The sequence below is a fragment of the Peribacillus aracenensis genome (assembly GCF_025175645.1).
Taxonomy (GTDB): Bacteria; Bacillota; Bacilli; order Bacillales; family DSM-1321; genus Peribacillus; species Peribacillus aracenensis.
Window position 1 is genome coordinate 128,293 of the sequence record NZ_JANZMJ010000011.1, and the last position, 23,067, is coordinate 151,359.

Here is a 23,067-nt window from a genome sequence, read left to right on the forward strand (position 1 = left end):
AAAATTGAATAATTTCAACTCTTAAACTTCTTATTGGCGTTAGGGCGGGACCCCTTCCATCACTTATTAAAACCTTGAAATTGCAAACTCTTCTTATAGGTAGTGACTAATTATATTCATGCATAGCATGCTTTGACTTAAGAAAATATAAATACTCCATCCCCTCAGCGGTGATCTTGGTGCCGGCCCTCCCTCTGCCTTTGACGACAAATCCTTCAATTTCCAAAATATCCAAGCGGCGACGGATTTGCTGAGGGGACAAGACAAAGTCCGATTCTTGACTCTGACTAGCAATAAGTTCCCGACTTGCCGCTTTTCCTTTTTCGTTGTATTGCTTGATTACTTCCAAGATGAAAATTCGCTCCTGAATTTCCAGTATACTTTCACAGACGGGATAATCTGCCGTAACACTTTCTTCCGCATGCCCGTGCATGAACGGAAGGTCACTCTTCGTCAAGACATTCCCCTCACAAACCGTCAGCATGTAATCGATCGTGCTTTTAAGTTCCCTTATGTTGCCGGGCCATTCATATTGCATGAAAAACTCCATAACGTCTTGCTCTACTTTTACCCACTTCCCGCTTTTTGTGATGAGATGCTTTATCAAAAGTGGAATATCCGCTCTTCTCTCTTTTAGTGACGGTATGTAAAGATTGAGTACATTCAGACGGTAAAACAAGTCTGTTCTGAATGAACCGTCCCGCATCTTATCATGAAGATTTTTATTCGTCGCGGTGATTACCCTAACATTTATGGGAATGATTCTCTTGCCGCCAATTCTGCGTATTTCACCCTCCTGAAGAACCCGTAGCAGATGGGATTGAACTGTGAGACTTATATCACCAATTTCATCCAAAAAGATCGTCCCGTTATCCGCCATTTCAAACAGTCCTTTCCTGCCTCCCCTTTGTGCTCCTGTAAATGCCCCTTCTTCGTAACCAAACAATTCACTTTCAAGTAAAGTTTCTGTTAAAGCGCTGCAGTTGACCGCTAGAAACGGCCCGTTCTTTCGCAATGAATGCTCATGAATCGCATGAGCAAACAGCTCTTTCCCTGTTCCAGTCTCTCCCTGAACCAAAATCGGATGCTCCGACAGGGCAAGCTTCTTGGCAATCTGCTTACGCTCTTTCATTACTTCATTTTCGCCAATAATATCTTCAAAGCGGTATTTTGAATAAAAGCCTTGATTTCGCATTTCTCTTTGTGCAGTCTTTTCTATTTCGAAAGCTTGGTGTACGCTTTTGAAGGTTACGACGATTGTATTTTCTTTCATCATTTGCAATCGAAAAATCACGACATCCACTCCGTCTATGTTGAAGAACTTGCTTTCATCATTGCTTCCCATGATGAAATCGATAATATCCCGGCGATTCAATACATGCTCCAGATACTGATTAACCACATCTTTTGCATCAACATGGAACAATGCCGCAAGCTGGTTATTGAATACCGTTATCAGCCCTTCCTCGTTAACGACCAATATGCCGTCATCGACAGTCCCCAACACATTTTGGATATGATCGCTCATTTGCTGGGCATCACGCTCTGCATATAACAGCTTACGTTGTAATTCAATGATATTGCTAATATACCTTTCTGAAATCTTCGAGGATATATCCTTGTGTAAACCACAGCATTCTACAACTTCCAAAATTGTTGTTATATCAAAAAGACGCACACCTATATCGATTACTTCTTTTATGTAAGAGGGACATAGATGAGTTTCTCCTGGTGAAACGGCTATTTGGACATTCTCATAAAATAATATCCCCTTCCTGAAAGGAATAAATTGAACATGATCGACACCAAGCTGATATAAGGATTCAATAAGGTTTATAGTTGCATCATCATCATCATTCACCAAAAGAACGGCCGAACCCTCTGGTATTCTTAATAGCTTGTCAATGTATTCATGATTAACGGTTCTCTTTCCGACGATTATTTTCTCGGGATTTACGCTATATATTCCCTCTTTCTTATCATAAGCGGCATCTGATGAAAACAAGATCAATCCATCTCCCAGAGAACGAGGTATTCCCTCATCGGTAGAATGGCTTTTGACATGCACGTAGTCTCCAAGCAGTTGTTCCAGTTGCTCCTGCAAGGCTTCCTTTGTTTTTGAGCTTCCCGCTATAAGTGTAAGTGAGGATTTTGACATAAAACACCTACCTGTCTTTAATTGGTACTATTATATCACCAAAAAGAACCAATAAAGACCTAAAACTCCAATTCAACCATTAAGTTTTCATAAAAATCAATTACCCCGTATTGGCACAGATTTTGCATATCTATTGACATTGATGACATGGACATCCGTTGACATGCCTATGGTTTTGAAAAGGAGGAAAAAGCAGAATACTAGAAAAACAGATGAAAGGTGATAGGCCGGCAATATTTTGTAAGCGGATTAGTTTCATGCACTCATTTTATTACAAAGGAGAGACACTTATGAGCCGATTAGAAGAGAAAGCTGTTTTGCTGGAAACAGCGGGGGAAAAAGAGAGAAAAATCAATGTTTTTGTATTGCTGCTCTGCATTCTCGCCATAGCAACTCTATTTACTTACATTTTGCCGGCCGGGGAATATACACGGATCGAAGCAGATGGACGGACAACTGTTGACGCCACTTCTTTTAAATGGATAGAATCTACACCGGTGGAATTGTTCGATATGATAAAAGCTATTCACACAGGAATGGTTGAAGCCGGCAATATCATCTTTTTCTTATTGATTATCGGAGGGTTTTTCGGTGTTTTAAGAGCAACAGGGACGGTTGATGTGCTGATCGCCACAATGGCTCGGAAGTTGGCGACACGTGAAAAGCTATTAATTCCTGTCGTGATGCTGTTTTTTGCTGTAGGCGGCTCCTTAATGGGAATGGCGGAAGAAACACTGGCATATCTCCCTCTTATCATTCCGCTGGCGTTGGCTCTCGGATTCGATACAATTACAGGAACCGCCATCGTCATTGTTGGGGCATTGTCGGGATTCACGACTGCCATCATGAATCCATTCACAGTAGGACTTGCGCAAGGAATTGCTGAATTGCCGATGTTCTCAGGAATAGGGTTGCGCCTTATTTTATTTATTATCGTCTACCTTGTTTCCGTTCTTTATATCCATCGTTACGCAATGAAGGTAAAGAATAATCCTTCCATCGGAATCTATGGAAAATATACAAAAGAAGAATCGAAAAAACTGCTGCAATCAAGTGTGAAGTTAACAGCGAGACATAAGTTCATCTTAGGCAGTTTCTTAATTAACTACATCATTTTGGCATTTGGAGTCATTAAGTTCCAATGGTACATGACGGAAATCGCTGCCCTATTCATTGTATTGACAATTGTCATTGGAATCATCGGAAAATTGTCTGCGGATCACATCGTCAGCTCTTTTACCAATGGATCTGCAGCCTTGCTGGGCGGTGCTTTGATTATTGGCGTATCACGCGCCATTCTTGTTGTATTGAATGAGGGACATATCGTCGACCCTATGCTCCATCAACTATCTGAAGCTATTCAGCATATTCCGGCCTATTTAAGCGTTGCCGGCATGTACAGCTTCCAAACTCTCATTCATTTTATTCTAGCTTCCGGCACCGGTCATGCGATGTTGACCATGCCAATTATGGTTCCGCTCGCAGACTTATTGGGTATTACACGCCAAACAGCAGTGTTGTCTTTCTCTTTTGCGGACGGAATTGGAAATATGATTTTCCCGACCGCTACCACCTTGATGGCAGGCTTGGCAATTGCAGGAATACCTTGGACAAAATGGGCGAAGTGGATTCTGCCCCTGGTACTCATTCAATATCTCATCGGATTAATAGCCGTCATCATGGCTCACTTCATCGGATATGGTCCATTCTGATAAAAATCATGAATTAATCACAGGAGGAAAAACACATTGCTTACTTTAATCAAAAATGGCGAGATATACTCACCCAATTACTTAGGACGGAAAGACGTTTTGATCACAAATGATAAAATTGCATTCATCGATGACAGGATCGAGATTCCTGACAACTTCGCTCCTATTCATATCATTGATGCGACCAATCTTTTAGTTGTTCCAGGTTTCATAGATTCACATGTTCATATTATTGGCGGAGGCGGTGAGGGCGGATTCAAAACCCGCACCCCTGAGCTGATGCTTACGGATATTACGACTTCCGGCATTACAACGCTGGTTGGCTTGCTCGGTACAGACGGAACTACGCGTAGAATGGAAAGCCTGCTTGCAAAGGCCCGGGCGCTTGAAGAAGAGGGTATTTCCTGTTTCATTCATACAGGTTCCTACCAAGTGCCAGTAAAAACATTGACAGAGAAAATCGAAGATGACCTTATTCTCATCGACAAAATCATCGGTGTAGGGGAGATTGCCATCTCCGACCATAGATCATCAGAACCCACTTTTGAAGAATTGACCAAAATCGCCGCAGCGGCACGCAACGGCGGTATTCTGTCAGGAAAAGCAGGTATTTTAGAAGTTCATGTAGGAGACGGAGATGGTGAGCTCTCGTTGTTACATGCAATTGCTGATAAAACCAACATTCCGATTCGGCAGCTCCATCCGACACATATCAACCGAAATGAAGAATTATTCAAGGTAGGAATTGATTACGCCAAACGCGGCGGGTACGTAGACTTTACAACAAGCACCATTCCACAGTTTCTGGATGATGGCGAAGTGAAGTGCAGCATTGCCTTGCGGATAATGCTTGAAGAAGGGATACCAGTCGGACACATAACCTTCTCTTCAGACGGACAGGCCAGCCTTCCGTTTTTCAACACCCATGGGGAGTATGCAGGCCTTCAAGTGGGAAAAGTATCTTCGCTATATCAGGAAGTGCGTGATTCTGTTTTAGAAGAAGGAATCCCCCTTGAAACGGCACTGAAGGTCATCACCGCGAATCCCGCACAAGTGCTGAAACTATCAAACAAGGGCAGTATCCAAACAGGGAAGGATGCAGATATCGTACTATTGCAAAAGGAAACTTTGGCAATCAGCACGGTAATGGCAAGAGGACAAGTTATGGTAGAAAAGGGCATTCCTTTGATAAAAGGAACATTTGAATGAGTTTGGACAAGATACCCGTTATCGAAAAATTTTCACGACTCGCATTGTTTAAGATTTCGTAATAAGTATCACCTATCCTTTGATCCGTATTTCGCAGAAGTCCATCCTAGTTTAACCATATCCATGCAATGGTTAAAAAGCATGATCACTGGCCATTATGAATATTTTGTTGTTCCGATTGATTCAGCTCTTAAATTATTTGTTTCAGCCATCGCAGGGGCAATGGAATCTTATTTCACAAGGTATAACCGAACCGCCCGATGTCGTGGCAGAATTACCGTGGATGTCGTTAGAGGTCAACCCACTATTCGCCATTAACAAGCATGATCATTTCTATCTTTTACTTACAAAGTTTAATATTGTGAAGAATCGCTATAGGGGCGTTACTTAAACAAACTAAAAAGTCGAATTCCTAACCGTGAAGGAATTCGACTTTTATTTTTCAGTCATCTTGGCCTGTCTCCTTTGCTGAACTATCAATCTGTTAGTTCATAAGGCAACAAAACCTGTAAAGCCCCGTTTTCTGCTTTAAGTTTCATCTCCATCCAAAATCAGGACTATCGAGACCCCTATCCATCACTTTTTATTCTGGATTCTCGCTACGTACTTTCATTTCTTCAGAAGAGTCTTGATGCCAAATATATCAACCAAATAAGGAAGTACTATGCAATGGCTGAACTTTCGCCATGGGGTCAATATAGGCTTTGGCATTATTAACTGCCGTAGGACCTTCACCAAATCCGGAAGCAATTAATTTAACCTTTCCATCATACGTACAAATATCCCCGGCCGCGTAAATGCCTGAAATGTTTGTTTCTTGTTTGGAATTTACGATAATTGCATTTTTATTGATGTTTAGACCCCATTCTTTAATCGCTCCAAGAGAAGAGACAAAGCCGTAATTAATAATTAAATCATCTACGTCAACCACTTCTTTTTGTTGAGTCTTTGTATGCTCTAAAACAATTTGAGTAATTTGATCTGCGCCAACCAGTTCGGAGGGAATATAAGGTGTTTTGACCTCAACGGAGGAATTCACTAATTTTTCTACACTATGTTCATGGGCACGGAATTTATCTCTTCTGTGAATCAATGTTACCTTTTCAGCAATCGGCTCTAACATAAGGGCCCAATCAACAGCAGAATCCCCACCGCCTAGAATCGCCACTTTTCTTCCTTTAAATCGGTTCATATCATTCACGAAATAATGCAAATTCTTATTTTCGAACTGTGTTGAATCTTCCAATTCCAGTTTACGGGGTTGAAAGGCTCCATTTCCAGCAGTAATGATTACTGATTTAGAAAAATGAGTATCGAGGTTTGTGGTGATCTTAAATGTTCCGTCTGCTTGCTTTTCCATCTGTTCAACTGCTTCTTCAAGACAAATGGTTGGTTCGAATACTTTCATTTGTTCTTTTAAATTCTCTATCAATTCCTGCGCCCTTACTTTTGGAAATCCAGCTATATCATAAATGAATTTTTCCGGATAAAGAGCCGAAAGCTGTCCTCCCAATTGAGGAAGACTTTCAAGGATTTTCACCCTTGCTTGCCTCATTCCGCCATAGAACGCCGTAAACAAACCAACTGGGCCGCCACCAATAATTGTTATGTCATAGACCTTCTTATCTTCTGTCAATGTAATCACTCCTTGTTTTTCTAAGTTGGTAGTTCATACTGAACATGATCTACTGGTTGTAAGGGATTGACTTGTAATGTTTCCACAAGTATTTCTTCCTTTTTCCCTTCTAATAATGATGGATAAGATCGGTTAAATATCCATCCTTTCAACAAACTAGTGACTTCAATTTCCTTAGTTTTAAAATCTTTAAATCTATAATCAGTAGAAACGCCCTCATTTATTATTCAAATTTATTAGGGTTACCATCAAAGGATACTTGAGCCACTTTTATAGAATCGGTTGGACATCCTTCTGAAGCATCTATCATATCTTCCTCGAGTTCTTCAGGTATAATCGCTGCCCCGACATTATTATCCAATATAACATACGCAATACCTTCTTCATCGTAATCATAAATATCCGGAGCTGAAGCACCACAAGCTCCGCAAGCAATACAAGTTTCTTTATCCACGATTGTAAAATTAGCCATTTTCACTTTCCATTCCTCTCTATAATCTAAACCCTTTTTTTCCTAAGGCATTTAGAGAAGCCTTAAGCAATCGAATTCGTTTTTTCCTTACTCAATATCGTTCAAAAATTCCAAAATGCTTGAATTAAACTTTTCAGGATTTTCCTGGTAGCACAGGTGACCGCCTTCTGGAATTATCACTAGCCGGGAGTTTATTAACTCTTCATGAATTGCTTCCGACTCCTTAATAGGAGTCACAGTATCCAACTCACCGCAAATTACAAGAACAGGAACATCTATATGAGATAACGATTTCATTTGATTTAGATGATAAAGTGAATATGCTACCGAACGATATCCTGCTGATCTTATCTGTGTCATAATCTCTTTTACTCGTGTATGGACTTTTTCTGAAGCATGGGGGGATAGCAGTGCATGTATCCTCTTTTCCGCTATCTCCTCAGTAGATTGGTTTTCAATTGAAAATAATCGATTTTTCAATTTCGTCTCATTCTCTTCCGGGGTTAGAGCAGCAGCCCCTCTTGTCGAATCGGCTAATATTAGTTTTTTAATCTTATCTGGGTACAGGCTACAGTACTCTATCGCAATTGCCGCTCCCATTGAATGGCCGAGCAGATGGATTTTTTCCAACTTTAGCTGATCCATCATGCCGTTAAGAATACGCGCGAACTCTTTAAAACTTCTAAATTCTTCTGCTGGATCTGAACTTTTCCCATAACCCGGGGCATCCCATGCAATTACTGTATAATGCTCCCTTAATTCCTGGATCTGTTCCTTCCAAGACTGTGAATTATTGCTCATACCATGTAATAAAACTAAAGGTTCTCCAGTGCCCTCTATTTCATAATGAATGCTTAAATCTTCTACTTTTACGTATGGCATGCTATCAGTCCCCCTTATTTGTTTTTGGCATAACTTTTAACAATACAGTTTTGAAAGCTGTAATAACTTGAAATATATTTACTTAAACTAGCAAATGATTTACTAAATTAATATTTCGCCTGGAAAAAGCTTTCGTTTTGATTTGATTAAGAAAGTGCTTCCTTTTTCTTGAAGATAAACAGGAAAATCGACTTCCGTTCCCACCTTACAACTTAACTTAAACAATATTCAAAAACTGTGCCAGCTTAGCCAAGTCCTCGCACTGACAATCCGCCGTCGCTGGAAATGATTTCACCGGTGATCGCGCGTGATTCGTCAGAAGCTAACAATACATACGCCGCAACGTGATCTTCCGGCATCTGGGCAAGTTGAAGAATATTCCGTTTTTTAATGCTGCTTGCTTTCGTATCATTATCGACGATTTTCACAAATGGGCGCAGCGGTGGAATCACCGTGAGTGCTGTCAATGTCCCCCCTGGGGCTACCGCATTTACTCGAATGGAAGGAGATAGTTCGAACGCAAGCTGGCGCATCAATCCAATTTGGGCGTGTTTGCTCGCTGTGTACCAAACGCCGCCGCCATCTGGATAAAAACTTGCACCGGATACGGTAAAAATAATATTGCCATTTGTTTTTTTCAGTTCTTCAAGAGCGGCTTTAGCCCCGAAAAAAGAGCCTTTTACGTTAATATTGAGAAGGAAATCATATGCTTCGGAAAGCGCCTCAGGAGTCACATCGGCAAATTTGGCAAATCCATCGAACACGCCGGCATTCGCAACGAAAACATCTAACTTTCCGAATTGCTCAACAGTAGCTTGGACCGCTTGCTCATTGTCTTCGTATTTGCTTACATCTCCCTGATAAGTAAGGATATTTTCGCCAAATTCTTCTTTCATTTTCGCTAACGTGTCTATAGAACGGCCGATAATGCTTACTTTTGCTCCTTCTTGTATAAAACGGCGTGTGACAGCTTCCCCTATTCCAGAAGCTCCCCCTGTAATCAATACGACTTTATCTTTTAAGGCCATACCCATTGTCTCCACCCCTTCTGTTATTTTTCAGCCGTGATGAACGGTTATCCAAAGATCCATTCAAGTAAACGGTCTTGTACGCTAGTATAATTTGTTTTATATACAAAACTATGTTTTTATATATAAACAATTCTAAAATGTAATCGCTTTATTGTCAATGTAAGCTGCAAAAAAAGCTGAAGCCATCGTTCGGGAAAAAACGTTACTTGTTCTCTATCAATCTATGGTTATCCTTACTCCTATGTACCCTTCAATGAGCATTCAAGATTTTATTATGATTTCTCAGTAAGAATCCAACGCCCTTCTTACTGAGAAACCCTACTAAAAAAAGTATTATATTAACTTTTTGCTCTCTATAAAGTTAATTTGTTTCCTGTCGTATTACTTAGGTGATATTCGGCAACTTCTTGTTTAATCATAAACAAGTACGCCACAAACCCGAGAATGGCTGCTACGATCAGCATGGCAATGGATGGACCAAAATCACCTCCGGACATATCGCGGCTCCACCCCATAATATAGCTTGAAAATCCACCCATAATATTTGTGAACCCCATTAAACCGGCTGCGCGACCCGCTGTTTCAGGCGTTGAAAACTTGATGATGAAGAAATTGGTTAGATGGAACATTCCACCCTGAGTTCCCATTGCGAGCCCCATGGAAACGCCGGCAAAAATGGGATTTGGTGCAATGACAGCGATTGTCAAAAATATAGCTGTCAGTATGAACAGAATCGTCGCAAGCAAACTCGGGCGCTTCGTTTTGTCCGCCAGAAATCCGCCAGCCAGGACAAATCCGAGCGCGAATAGCCACGATAATGAAGTAATGCCAGTCATTGCTTCCCTTTCAAAGCCTTTGGCCTCAACGAGATATGTAGGCAGCCAAATACTGATTCCAAAGAATAGAAAGGACGACATCAAATTGCCGAACCAAACAATCCAATAACGATAATCCTTTGCAAAGAATTGTTTCGGCTGAACAACATCCGCTTCGTCTTTTTGGCGAATATAGGAGACTTCTTCTTTACTCATGCGTGGATGTTCTTCTGGCGTATTACGAGTCAAGAACAGGAACATTGGAATATTTATTAACAAGTTAAAGGCGGCGAGAGCAAAGAACGCTGCCTGCCAATGAAGCGTTGAAATAATTAGAATGAGCATAACAGTACCCACTGCCGGGCCAAGGTAGTTACCTGTAATCCAGAATGACTGTGCCCTTCCTAGCTCTCGTTTATTAAACCAATTCGAAATGAATTTACCCGATATCGGGATCATCATACCTTCCCCAATTCCGAGGATGACCCTACTAATCAAAAACATTTCGTATGAAGTGGACAGTCCTCCCATGACCATTGTCGCTGTCCATACCAGTAAACCCAAAACGGCTGTTTTCCTTGCCCCTAACTTGTCGATAATAACTCCCCAAAAAATGTTGGAACAGGAGTATGAAATCATGAATATAAAGGAGATCAAGCCAATTTTTGCATTTTTATCCAGGCCAGTTAAACCAAGATCACTTAAGAATCCCGGATCGGTTTGGATAACAGAGATACCTACTTTATCAATCTGCCCGAAAAACCAGAAGAAAAAAATAGGAATCGCAATGTACAGCCATCTTTTTTGACCTTGTAACATGTTATTTCCCCCCTTTTAACAGGATCTTTTGAATGCGTTTTCATGATTTCAATATAGAAAATGTCGATTAAACTTCATCAACTCCCCCTTTCAAAAGTCAGCACAACTATTGTTTTATATAAAAAACAATGTTACCGATATTTAATGTTATATTGAATTTTCATAATAGTCAATAATATTCAGATTTATATTTTTCCAACAGAAAAAGTAGTTTTATATACAGAACTAAATAAGGTGTTGTTTCGATGAAAACACCCCGAAACAACACCTTAACCGAGCCTTAATTAATGCAACTCAATAATTTTTTTTGAAACTTCATTAACCGAAGCAGAAAATGTCCATCATGTCAAAAAATCCAGGGATGCTACGGACTGAAGATCTACTTAGTCTAGATCCTTTCAAGTAAAAGGTTTTAAATGGGAACAGTATGGCGGTATCTCCAAAGGAAATAACCTTGGATTCCTGTCTAACACCCCAATATATGCTGCTTGAGGTGATAAAGCATATGATTCGTCAACTGCAATTCCACAACCCCTTCGATGGGTAGCACCGTTGAATTATGGTTCTCCATTATATCCCCTCATTCATTGCCTTATTTCCTTTTATAACGATTCTTTATAAATATATAAAAATTAACTATTTTTATTATTTATCACTCAATGTTAGCATTTTGTTATAAGTTATTTGAAAGGATGAGAGATGAATGACAATGCAATTTTCTGAATTCGCAGTATTCGGGCTGGGTCCCATCGGTATTGAAATTCTACGCAGTGCTTATCAAACGAATCCTCAATCGATTATCGGTGTTGTCGATATTGATCCTGAAAAGGCAGGAAAGGATATTGGCTTACTAATCAATGAAAAGGAAACGAACAAGTTTGTAGTCTCCCATATACAAGAAGTAAATACTGAAGCTGACCACCCTATCGCATTACATGCAACCGGTTCCAACGCACAACAAGTTTGGCCCCAGATCAAAGAGCTTCTAGATCACGGCTTTTCAGTGGTTTCCACCTGTGAACAGCTTTCTTTCCCTTGGCATCGCTACCCTCAACTTTCAAAGGAAATAGATGATTATGCTAAAGCAAAAGGGCTTAGTGTCATTGGGACCGGAATCAATCCAGGTTACATCATGGATACTATGGCCATTTCTTTTACAACAGTATTGACCTCGGTTAACCAAATCAAGGTCAATCGTAAAGTTGATGTTTCGAAAAGGCGCCTCCCCTTACAAAAAAAGGTCGGAATCGGGATGACCAGAGAAGAGTTTGAATTTTTAGCTGAGCGGGATAAAATTGGGCATGTAGGTCTTGAGGAGTCTGTTAGGTTAATCGCTTATGGGCTGAATTGGGAACTATCAAGTGTTGTCAATACCATTGAACCAACGATTGCAAGCGAAAATATGACCGTTCCGCTAACTACTATAAAACCTGGGGATGTTAATGGGCTTCATCAAATCTCCACGGGCAAGACCCTGGACGGAAAGGAAATTTCCTTGGATTTAACGATGTCTGCAGGTATTAAACAAGAAGATGAAATCGTTATTGATGGGAACGAAACCCAAAGGCTGATTGTTCCCAATGGAATTTTTGGAGATACCGCAACCGCTGCGATGATTATCAATACCGCTAAACAAATGGATGCCCTCCGTAAACCAGGTTTACTTACAATGGCTGACATCGGGGTGCCGAGAAATATAAATCAATCTGACTTTGTGCATATTTAATGGCTAACCAACACTCTTTCGTATAAGTCTTACTATATTAAAAAAGGTGAACCGCGAATGGTTCACCTTTTCGTCCTGGCTCAGATAGTATTGCATGCAAAAAAACCACCAAATGCGGTGGCTCTGCTTCCTGCATATAGAATCCATTATCTTATGTACATTATCTTATTCTAGGAAAATATATTCCGAAAATGACATGATTTTTCCATTTTCATTAATGTGTTTGAGAACCCAGTTTCACGGAAATGGCCTTGGCTGCTTTCGTTACTTTATCAATCAATTCAGGCAAGCGATCTTCCTGAAATCTTGCTTCAATCCCAGCCACACTAATACCGGCTACTATTTGACCTTTACCATTGAGTATCGGTGCACTCACCGCTTTTGTATAATCCTCAAGTTCAGATGAAGTTATCGTGTAACCATCCACTCTCGCTTCATCCAAAGCATGACGGAGTTTAGTTTTATCCGTTATCGTTCCAATGGCGATTGTTTTTAATTGAACGCTTCCCAAATAATTTTCCCGCTCTTCTTCCGGCAAATACGCTAAGATGATTCGAGAATCGCCAGCGTACAATGGTGAACGTCTTCCAATGGATGTATAAAGGCGAACAGGATGCAGGGTGTCCACCTTTTCAATATACATCGCTTCATCCTTATCCCTCACAATTAAATTCACTGCTTCTTCAACATCATCCCGAAGGTCTTTCATGATGGGATAGGCGATAGACCTGATATCCAAACGCTCCCCTACCAGTTGGCCAAACTGCAGGAATATCAGTCCAAGTGAATAATGGCCATCATCGTCCTTTGTTAAAAACCCCATTTCCTCCAATGATCCCACCATACGATGTAACGACGTTTTCGGCAAATTGGAAAGTTCCATCATTTCATTAAAAGTCAGTTTCGGATGATTTATGAAAAGGGTTAGGATTTGCATGGATTTCACGACGGTTTTGTTATGTGCCTGCATATATTGTCTCCTTTCATGATACATGTTTTCCTTAACTATCATTCTATTATAAAACATGGAGGAAAGGATGTAATACCTTCAGTAAAATATATATTTAAGCGGGAACAAAAAAGGAAAGCCTCTTAAAGAGTACTTTCTCATCGTTTGCGACCGGAATTATCTATCCAGCCACTTGTTCAGGGCTAAGGAAATCGAAGCTTGCAATTCCTTCAATTGCCGTTCTTTTTGCAGCAAAAGCTTTTCAGCCTCCTTTAAGTTCACCCGTGAGAACTGAATGGATTCACCTGGTTTGACCTGTGCGATAATTGGTAAATCTGCAGTGATCACCTGTGCTATCTTAGGATATCCACCCGTTGTTTGGCTATCCGCAAGGAGAATGATCGGGTTTCCATCAGGAGGAACCTGAACGGACCCATTTGTGACCGCTTCAGATAATAATTCCCCATTACCCTTTAATTCCAGTGTCGGTCCTGATAATCTATATCCCATGCGGTCGGATTGATTGGAAACTTTAAATGCCCCCGCTACAAAACTATCTTTACTTGAATCTGTGAAACTTTCATATTGGCTTCCATCGATGAAACGGATGAGAGGTTTTCCTCCTGGCATGAACTCCTTCTCATTGACAAACCACATTGGGAAGGAAAATGAACCTTTGAACGCCCGATCACCAATAATTTTCGAAGGTTCATTAAACTCCAAGACATCGTCAGCCTTTAATGCCCTCCCCATATAGCCGCCAATCCCAGCCCTTAGATAGGTGCTTTTACTCTCCATAACTTCAGGAATGGCGAAGCCACCCGACACTGATAAGTGCGCCCTGCAACCTGATTTACATCCTTCAAAGCGAAGAATCGATCCTTTTTTCACTAGAATAGGTTTCCACATCGGTACAGACTGATTATCAATTGTAGGTGATAAATTTCCACCCGTTATCGAAATCAGGCAATTCTTCTCGATTTTAATGGTCGGACCCATTAAAGTAATTTCCAATGCCGCTTCTCCTTCTTCATTGCCAACCAACATATTGGCAATTCGTAAAGAATGTCCATCCATTGCCCCGCTTACAATCACCCCATGTTGCTGAAATCCTTTTCTTCCAAGATCCTGTATACTAGTCAATAATCCCGGTTTGATTATACGCAGGCTCACTGTAATCCCTCCTTAAGGATCATTTCTTTATATTCTTGATCCGAAATCGGATGGAACTTCACAATGTCTCCTGCTCGTAATAGACTTGGAGGATTTACATTTGGTAAAAATAGTTTGGATGGCGTCTGTCCGATCAATTGCCATCCACCAGGTGTTGATATAGGATATACACCCGTTTGCATACCGGCGATTCCTACTGCCCCTGCCGGAATGGTCATTCGGGGAGAGGAACGCCTAGGTGTCGCGATTTCTTCCGACATTCCGCCAAGAAACGGGAAACCAGGTGCGAACCCGATCATATAGGCCAAATACTCCCTGGTTGAATGAATGTGAATGACTTCATCAGTAGTCAAATCATTATAACGGGCAACATATTCCAAATCCGGTCCATATTCCTTCCCATAGCACACGGGAATGGAAACTGTTCGATGTGAGAGTTTCTTAGTTTCTTTTAAACTCTTTAATTTCCTTTCCAGGATGGAACGGACCACTTCATAAGGAGATATTTCCGTATTCTTGCTTTGTTTATGATCCTTATAAACAACAAGTGGGTCATAAAACACCGTCAAATTGGTAAAAGCAGGTACACATTCTATAAATCCTGCAAAAGGTTCATCTTCAAGTAAATCCATTAACAATTTTATTTTTTTGTGTATGCTGTATTCCATTCCATTCCCGAATGTAATCACGATCGCGGAATCGCCCAATGGAGAAAGTGTACATGCAGTTATATTCAATAGCTTTTCCGGCATAGGGAATCATCTCTTTCTGTCAGTTATAAAACTCCTAATTTTTCATCACGAATGTCCGTAATGAACATATGTCCAGGTGCATGCGTGATCATGATCTCCGGTTTGGTCTCCATAGCAATGGATTGCGGCGTTACACCACATGCCCAAAAAACCGGGACTTCCCCATCACGAATCGTGACCGGATCTCCAAAATCGGGATGCTGAATGCTGGAAACACCGATCGCTTCAGGGTCACCAATATGGATTGGAGCCCCATGAACTGCTGGAAACCGCGATGTCACTTGAGCTGCCCTCACTACATCCTTTTGTGGAATCGGCCTCATGCTAGCTACCATTTTCCCATGAAAGATCCCTGCTTCAATGCATGGAATATTGGTTTTATACATAGGTACATTGCATCCCTCTTCAATATGGCGTATCGATATATCATTATTCAAAAGGGCGTGTTCGAATGTAAAGCTGCACCCGATCAAAAATCCAACCATATCGTCTTCCCAGTAGTTTGAGATATCCGTTACTTCTTCCACTAATTCTCCATATTTATATACCCTATATTTAGGTATATCGGTGCGTATATCCCCAGACTTTGCTGCAAATGCGGGAATAGGTGAACCAATTTCCGTAACGTCCAGCAATGGACAGGATTTAGGGTTGCGCTGACAGAATAATAAAAAATCAAAAGCATGTTCTTTTTTTAAGATGGCTAAGTTCGCTTGTGCATAACCGTTAGCCATGCCGGCAGTCGGTTTAATCAATTCATTGTTTCGAATCATGGAACGCAACTCAGCCGGGGTAGCTTGGGAAAGATCGATCATTAGTATTCATCTCCTATTTTGAACTAGCAAACACTTCAACCTATATTTAATGGATATTCGTTCATTAATCATTAAAAAAGTGCGGGCAGTTGTTTCATTAATGTATATACGCCCATTAACGCCATGATGACTACCACGAACACACCGGAAATCGTTAGCCATAAAGGATGCTTATAATCACCCACGATGTTTTTCTTATATGCAGCAATTAGCAATGTTCCAAGAGCAATTGGTAAAATGAGTCCATTAATGGCCCCGACTACTAGCAGCACTTTAACCGGTTTACCAATTAATAGAAAGCAAATGGTCGAAACGACAATAAAACAAATGATTATCCAGTTCGCCTTCTTATTAATTTTTTCGCTGAATGTTCTGATAAAAGAAACGGAAGTATAGGCCGCTCCGACTACTGATGTTATTGCGGCTGCCCACATGACGATACCGAAGATTTTATATCCTACATTACCAGCTGCGAGTTGAAAAACGGATGCTGCAGGGTTATCGGGATTAATTTGTAAACCTTTCGATACAACGCCCAATACGGCTAGAAATAAGGCAACACGCATGACCGTCGTTATGAGTATCCCCATTACCGAGCTCTTCGTGACCTGTGGTAATGAGTCAACGCCCTTCACGCCTGCATCCAAGAGACGGTGTCCCCCTGCAAAGGTAATATAGCCACCTACAGAACCACCTACTAACGTTACAATTGCTATAATATCGATTTTATCAGGTGCAAAAGTCCTCACTACCGCTTCCCCGACTGGAGGAGAGGTTGTCCAAGCAACGTAAACCATCAAACAAATCATGAAAAATCCGGCAATTTGCGTAAAACGGTCCATCGCTTTTCCTGCTTCTTTCACTACAAAAATCAGTACGGCGATGACTGCACTTATTGCAGCCCCGGTCGTGGGGGATATTCCCGTCATCGCATTCAGACCTAATCCAGCTCCTGCGATATTTCCAATATTAAATGCCAGCCCGCCCAAAACGATCAGGGCTGCCAGTACATAGCCCAACCCAGGTAGGACCATGTTTGCAATTTCTTGCCCCCGTTTTTCAGAAACAGCAATAATGCGCCATACATTTGTTTGGGCAAATATATCAAGAATGACCGATATAAGAATGACGAATCCGAAACTTGCCACAAGACTTTGGGTATAAACGGTTGTTTGCATTAAAAAACCGGGTCCTATTGCCGACGTTGCCATTAGGAATGCTGCACCTAACAATAAAGTGCGGTTTGTTTTTGGCTTATTTGGATTCTTTTCCTGTGCTGTTGTATTTTTAATTGGCTCCAATGGAAACTACCTCCTGATGGTTTTGAATTTTCAAGAAAAGGACTTGACTGTTATTTCAGATAATTGTAAAGACTCTTTAACATGCCGAGCAAAGGATAAAGCATGTGCCCCGTCCCCATGAATACAAATGGTATCTGCTTTTAAAGCCACATCCGAGCCTTGTTGAGACAGAACCTTTCCCTCCTTCACCATGCGAATGACTTGCGCAACGGCATCATCATCGTTTTCGATCAATGCGCCCTTTTCCAATCGGGAAGTCAATGAACCATCATGCTGGTAGGTACGATCGGCAAATACTTCACTCCCGGTTTGCAATCCGATAGCCTGTCCGGCACGTATTAATTCACTGCCTGACAAACCAAATAAGATAAGCTCGGGATTCACTTTATATACCGCTTCGGCAATGGCCATGGATAACTCTTTATTCTTTGCGGCCATATTGTACAAAGCCCCATGCGGTTTCACATGCTGCATACTTCCGCCTTCGGATTGCAGAAAGCCATTTAATGCACCAATTTGATAGACAACAATATCATAAGCTTCCTGTGGTGAAATATTCATATTGCGCCTTCCAAATCCTATTAAATCCTGTAAACCTGGGTGGGCTCCGATTTTTATATTTTTCCCCAAAGCAAGCTGAACCGTTTTTCTCATGACGGTCGGATCACCAGCGTGGAATCCACAAGCTACATTGACAGATGTTACATAATCCAAAATCTCTTGATCATTACCAATACGGTAAGCGCCAAAACTTTCTCCTAAATCACAATTCAAATCAACCGTGTTCATACGACCTTCTCCTTTATTAACGAAAATTTCAGTAAATAATCCATATGAATATGTAGGTACTCATTCATTCACTCAATACTACTAGTTCCGAAATTCGGAATTCGAGTTTCACATTTCGGAATATTCTTATTCTATCATATTCTAATTATTTCGACAATACTTTGTTAGATAACCTAACATTAAAGTTAGATTCAAGAAGAGCTCTTCATAAATATTAAGCAATAAAAAAAGCCGTTGTTTCCTTTGGAAGAAAGCAACGGCCATGATTAGGGCATTAAGGTGTGAAGCATATTATGACATTCAATTATTGAATCGATTAATAGAAAACAATGAAATATCTTCCTTGCTAGTACCGGAGATAATCAAGTCACTCAAAATTTCACCCATGACACTGCTGAATTTAAAACCGTGTCCAGAGAAACCTGCTGCTATAGCAATGTGTGGATAATAAGGATGTTTATCCACTATAAAATGCTCATCAGGGGTCATGGTGTAGATGCAAGTTTTCCCATATTTCATTTTTTGATCATCAGGCATATATTTCCGTAAAAACTTCAACAAATCACCCACATCATCATCCAATTCACCAAACCCTTCAATACAGCCATCAGGATTTATACGGTTTCCTCCATCATGTCTCCCTATCTTCAAACCAGAACCATTTATACTAGGAAAGCCATAGTATGTACCAACCGAAGTATCAAAAGAAAAAGCCGGAAAATCATTATGATTATATAATTTTTCATTTGCATGAAACCAAGCAAATGTTTTTCTAATGGGTTCTAGCGGTAGGTCTAAATTTAACATCCCCAGTATTTTCGGCGCCCATGCCCCAACTGCAACCACTAAAGATTCTGAGTGGAATGTCTGTTCATCCGTTTTAACCGTGACCCCATCACCATGAACAACTATCTTCCTTACTTCACTGTTTACAATGATGTCGGCACCATTAGATTTCGCAAGTTGTTGATACGCACTTATGCACCCTTCACTTTTCAACACGCCAGAAGTCGATTCATAGCACCCAATGTAATCTTCTGGCAGTGTTATACCAGGCCATCTATCATGAATTTCATGTGAATCCAATATTTCCATAGGTAAACCATATTCCATTGCCCCCGCTTTCACTTGTTTAATGAAAGTGGAATTTTCGCTTCCAGCATTCAGGACCCCCGTTGGAAGAAATAATTGTTCCCCCGAATTTCTTTCCAATTCACCCCATAGCTTTTGGGCTTTAAGTGCCAACGAAACATACTCCCTTCCTTCACCATAAGCATGTCTAATAATTCTTGTTTCCCCGTGATGGCTGCCCTTGTTATGAGGAGGAGCAAAGGAATCCATTAATAATACTTTTTGTCCTTTTTTTGAAAGGTAATATCCTGAAGACATTCCCATAGATCCAGCTCCAATTACAATTACATCATAGTGCATCTTGCATCCCTCCTCTTTTAAATATGAACCTTCTTTTTTAAAAAAGGAAGCCACTTTACCTTATAAAATAAAGTAAAACGGCTTCCACATGGTTTTTTTAGAACTCTATTTCCCCGATTTTCATTTCAACGAGCTTCACTATTTCTCCTTCATGAATTTGCCGATAAACCGCTTCAATGTCAGGATGGAAAAAGCGGTCTTCTTCAACCATCGGGACTTCGCTCCGAACTAAATGATATACCCCCTCCGTGACCGGTGACGGTTTCAATGGCAGATGAAAATCCATTGCTTGAGTTGCCGTCATCAGTTCAATGGCTAAAATATATTCAAGTTTCTTCGAAATCCGATAGGCTTTCTTCGAAGCGAAATAGGCAAAACTTATCACGTCTTCTTGATTTGCGCATGTAGGGATATTATCGATAGTGGCTGGATGCGATAACACCCTGATTTCATTCAGTAGCCCGGCAGCTGTATATTGTGGAATCATGTAGCCACTATTCAATCCTGGATTAACCACTAAGAAATTAGGTAATTCACTAAGGTGATGGTTTACAAGCCGATCTATTCTGCGTTCTGTTATTTTTGCTAAGTTTGCTAGCGCTATGGAAATCGCATCCGCGTATATCCCAACAAATGAACCATCAAAATTTCCAGCCATTAGTGCAATTCCATCTTCCTCTTCCGGAAAAATCAGAGGATTGTCACTTACGGAATTCATTTCATTCTCAATCGAAACAGCAGCGTCTTTCAATACTCTTTTTATCGCTCCATGGACTTGCGGGATGCATCGTAAGCTTAGTGCATCTTGTAATCTATGATCCTGGTATGTATCAATGATTTGGCTGCCTTCAAGAATCCTTGTTACATTTCTGGCTGTCATTGCCTGTTCCTCATGTTTTTTCAATGCATGGGGACGGGGATCAAATGCTTTTATTGTACCTTTTAGCACTTCTAAGGACATAGCTCCCGTAATGTCCGCGATTTTCGCTGCTTGCATGCTATTGTATAAAGCCAGAACGGCCATCGCAGTGACGGAAGGAGTTCCGCTTATAAGAGCCAGTCCTTCTTTACACCCAAGCGTAACTGGCTTCAATCCAGCTTGCGCTAACGCATCCTTTCCCGGGAGAAGCTCATCATTGTACCACGCCCGCCCCTCTCCGATCACCAATAAGGACATGTGTGCTTCAGGAGACAGATACCCCACAGACCCCTCACCTGGAACATAGGGAAGTATATCGTGATTCAGCAGTGAAGCGATCAGATTTAAAACCTGTAAACGGACTCCTGAATAGCCCTGGCCTAAATTCACAAGGATCATCAATTGAATGGCTCTTACGACTTCTTTTTCAAGAGTTTCCCCTACTGAAACAGCATGTGAACGAACAATATTACGTTGAAGGGTTTCTGCGTCCTGTGGGGAAATCACCTCTGTCATATTACTGCCAAAACCAGTCGTTACACCGTAAATCAATCTATTATCATCTAAAAACTTTTCTATTAAGCTTCGTGATTTATTTACTCTTTCACAATATGACTCAGTGAAAGTAACTTTTGCACCATATCTTGCAACCGCAATTACCTCTTGGATCGAAATCGCACCATCCCCTAGTGCCACCTCTTTAATATCCATAGGATGTGAACAATTAGTAGTTGTCATCCTTACACATCTCCTCTCATATGACTCATCAAGAAGGAGAAAAAAGTTTTGGTCCTTCTCATTTATTTGCTTGAAAATTAATCTTATGTTATTTTTTCATTTTTAGTAAAGGGAATATCGGTTTCCATCGGAGGTTGCCCCGCTTCAAGTAAAGGATTACTGGCATCATTAAGTGAAAGCGATTTTGTCTCAGGTGCCCAAGCAATCGATACGATCAAGCCGACCAGCAGAATGGCTGCCATTCCTGCCATTGAGGCACTTAATCCAAATGAACTTAAAGAAACAGGCAGCAGGAATGTTCCAATCGCAGAACCAATTCGACTAATTGCCGTAACCATGCCTATTCCCGATCCACGAATCTCAGTTGGAAAAAGCTCTGCTGGGTATACTAATGTAAGGTTCGATGCTGCTGACATGAAAAAAGTAAAGATTAAAAAGGCTATCAGCATTAAGAATTGAGAACTATTGTGTAATAAGCTGAGTGAAAACAATGACACTGTAAGGATTGTAAATGCCCCGATTGTGAACCCTCTACGAGAAAATTTTGCAAGCAACCAAAGACCAACAATTGCCCCAACAAGCAAGAATAAATTCAGCATCGTATCGGCAAAAAAGCTTTGTTCAAAACCCATTGTACTTAGTATGGACGGCAGGAAAGTGTAAATGGCAAAGTACGGAATAACAAGAGTTAATTTGAATATTCCGCCAAAAGCCATTCGCTTACGAAGCTTTTTACTGAAAAGTCCACGAAATCCTAAAGTCTTTTGGTTTTCAGTGCCAGTCGCCATTTCTCCCATTTCAACGTTCGGTCCAAGGTGTTTTTTTACAATTTGGCGAGCTTCTTCGACACGCCCCATGCTGACAAGCCATCTTGGTGATTCAGGCGTTCCTATTCTTAAAATTAAAACCACAATAGCTGGAATGGCAGCGCTGACAAGCATCCAACGCCATGAGTCTGAACCACCCTGCCCCAGATAATGACCAACAAAGTTCGATGCTACGTATCCAATCGTCCATACTACGTTTATGGACGCGAGGAGCGAGGAGCGGTACTTTTTTGGCGAAAACTCGGCGAGTAAAGTAGTACCGACAGCGTAATCTCCTCCAAGTCCAAAACCGATTAGCAACCGTAAAATAAACAGCTCTTCTGGACTGCTGACAAAAAATTGTAAAATAGTAGCTACCGTAATAAGTAAAAAGTTTACGAGAAAGATTTTCTGTCTGCCTACACGATCGGAAAGTCTTCCAAGAATTAAAGATCCAGCAAACAGACCGATTAAAGCAGAACTGCCGATCAGCCCTGTCCACATCGCATTCATATTCATTTGAGGCCCGAATACTGTCAGGGCCATCGCGATAATCCCAAGGGAATAGCCATCACAGAAGCTTGATCCAAAGGTAAGACCAGCAATTCGAAAATGAAACTTTTTAAATGGGGCATCGTCTATCGTGTATTTTTGTTCGTTCAAAGAATCCCCTCCATTTTTTGATTTATCAGATTTATGGATCAAAAAAAATTTTACTGTAATACTCCGGTATTGAACTTGAAATGAAATGAATGGATTTCAGTTCACACTAAATAATGACATTTTACTGACCTTCCAAACATGGAATGTACACCTGCATGTTTGTTAAACATCCAGCGCTTACAGGTAGTTTTCATTTTATGGTTAAGACTCATACTAAAATTCAGCATAGAGTATTATGAAATAGTAATCTTTTTATGATTTATATCAACCC

General features: G+C 40.8%; 18 protein-coding genes. 3 read left to right on the forward strand and 15 right to left on the reverse strand.

From position 1 onward, the window contains the following. Positions 1–106: 106 nt before the first annotated feature. The gene (locus tag N0M92_RS13395) at positions 107–2,158 is read right to left on the reverse strand and encodes a sigma 54-interacting transcriptional regulator (protein ID WP_260286226.1); all 2,052 of its coding nucleotides are present in this window, start codon (positions 2,156–2,158) and stop codon (positions 107–109) included. Positions 2,159–2,448: 290 nt separating this feature from the next. On the opposite strand from N0M92_RS13395, the gene N0M92_RS13400 reads away from it, so the two are divergent. Together N0M92_RS13400 and iadA are read left to right on the forward strand one after the other, a co-directional pair. Next, positions 2,449–3,870, forward strand: coding sequence for a YfcC family protein (locus N0M92_RS13400; protein ID WP_260286227.1), 1,422 nt, complete (start codon positions 2,449–2,451; stop codon positions 3,868–3,870). Between the two features lie 36 nt (positions 3,871–3,906). Continuing rightward, entirely contained in the window at positions 3,907–5,079 is a 1,173-nt protein-coding gene (iadA, locus tag N0M92_RS13405) for a beta-aspartyl-peptidase (protein WP_260286228.1), read from the forward strand. Between the two features lie 643 nt (positions 5,080–5,722). Here iadA and N0M92_RS13410 read toward each other — a convergent pair. From N0M92_RS13410 to N0M92_RS13430, 5 genes are all read right to left on the reverse strand, one after another. Further along, complete coding sequence (locus tag N0M92_RS13410; protein ID WP_260286229.1) at positions 5,723–6,715, reverse strand: NAD(P)/FAD-dependent oxidoreductase; 993 nt, start codon at positions 6,713–6,715, stop codon at positions 5,723–5,725. Between the two features lie 223 nt (positions 6,716–6,938). Continuing rightward, the gene (locus tag N0M92_RS13415) at positions 6,939–7,187 is read right to left on the reverse strand and encodes a ferredoxin (protein ID WP_260286230.1); all 249 of its coding nucleotides are present in this window, start codon (positions 7,185–7,187) and stop codon (positions 6,939–6,941) included. A gap of 87 nt (positions 7,188–7,274) precedes the next feature. Then, positions 7,275–8,069: an alpha/beta fold hydrolase gene (locus N0M92_RS13420; RefSeq protein WP_260286231.1), complete on the reverse strand. Its 795-nt coding sequence runs from the start codon at positions 8,067–8,069 to the stop codon at positions 7,275–7,277. Positions 8,070–8,314: 245 nt separating this feature from the next. Further along, positions 8,315–9,103 carry an SDR family NAD(P)-dependent oxidoreductase gene (locus N0M92_RS13425; protein ID WP_260286232.1) on the reverse strand — a complete coding sequence of 263 codons (789 nt, stop codon included), beginning with the start codon at positions 9,101–9,103 and terminating at the stop codon, positions 8,315–8,317. 350 nt (positions 9,104–9,453) lie between these two features. Then, positions 9,454–10,734 carry an MFS transporter gene (locus tag N0M92_RS13430; RefSeq protein WP_260286233.1) on the reverse strand — a complete coding sequence of 427 codons (1,281 nt, stop codon included), beginning with the start codon at positions 10,732–10,734 and terminating at the stop codon, positions 9,454–9,456. Between the two features lie 703 nt (positions 10,735–11,437). Here N0M92_RS13430 and N0M92_RS13435 point away from each other — a divergent pair. Next, positions 11,438–12,460: an NAD(P)H-dependent amine dehydrogenase family protein gene (locus N0M92_RS13435; protein ID WP_260286234.1), complete on the forward strand. Its 1,023-nt coding sequence runs from the start codon at positions 11,438–11,440 to the stop codon at positions 12,458–12,460. 214 nt (positions 12,461–12,674) lie between these two features. On the opposite strand, the gene N0M92_RS13440 is transcribed toward N0M92_RS13435, so the two are convergent. From N0M92_RS13440 to N0M92_RS13480, 9 genes are all read right to left on the reverse strand, one after another. Next, positions 12,675–13,430 (reverse strand): IclR family transcriptional regulator, encoded by a 756-nt coding sequence (locus tag N0M92_RS13440; protein ID WP_260286235.1) that lies wholly within the window; start codon positions 13,428–13,430, stop codon positions 12,675–12,677. Positions 13,431–13,586: 156 nt separating this feature from the next. Next, positions 13,587–14,582, reverse strand: coding sequence for a 5-oxoprolinase subunit C family protein (locus N0M92_RS13445; RefSeq protein WP_311202554.1), 996 nt, complete (start codon positions 14,580–14,582; stop codon positions 13,587–13,589). Then, a complete protein-coding gene (pxpB, locus tag N0M92_RS13450; RefSeq protein ID WP_260286236.1) occupies positions 14,579–15,334 on the reverse strand; it encodes a 5-oxoprolinase subunit PxpB in 756 nt (251 codons plus the stop codon). Before pxpB ends, N0M92_RS13445 begins: the two co-directional genes overlap by 4 nt. A gap of 23 nt (positions 15,335–15,357) precedes the next feature. Continuing rightward, positions 15,358–16,149, reverse strand: coding sequence for a putative hydro-lyase (locus tag N0M92_RS13455; protein WP_192204498.1), 792 nt, complete (start codon positions 16,147–16,149; stop codon positions 15,358–15,360). Positions 16,150–16,220: 71 nt separating this feature from the next. Then, complete coding sequence (locus tag N0M92_RS13460) at positions 16,221–17,360, reverse strand: NRAMP family divalent metal transporter (RefSeq protein WP_260286248.1); 1,140 nt, start codon at positions 17,358–17,360, stop codon at positions 16,221–16,223. Between the two features lie 120 nt (positions 17,361–17,480). After that, positions 17,481–18,239 (reverse strand): LamB/YcsF family protein, encoded by a 759-nt coding sequence (locus N0M92_RS13465; RefSeq protein WP_260286237.1) that lies wholly within the window; start codon positions 18,237–18,239, stop codon positions 17,481–17,483. A gap of 300 nt (positions 18,240–18,539) precedes the next feature. Then, positions 18,540–19,670, reverse strand: coding sequence for an N-methyl-L-tryptophan oxidase (solA, locus tag N0M92_RS13470; protein ID WP_260286238.1), 1,131 nt, complete (start codon positions 19,668–19,670; stop codon positions 18,540–18,542). A 97-nt stretch (positions 19,671–19,767) separates the two neighbouring features. Then, a complete protein-coding gene (hutH, locus tag N0M92_RS13475) occupies positions 19,768–21,327 on the reverse strand; it encodes a histidine ammonia-lyase (protein ID WP_260286239.1) in 1,560 nt (519 codons plus the stop codon). Positions 21,328–21,410: 83 nt separating this feature from the next. Next, positions 21,411–22,796: an MFS transporter gene (locus N0M92_RS13480; RefSeq protein WP_260286240.1), complete on the reverse strand. Its 1,386-nt coding sequence runs from the start codon at positions 22,794–22,796 to the stop codon at positions 21,411–21,413. Between the last annotated feature and the right edge of the window lie 271 nt (positions 22,797–23,067).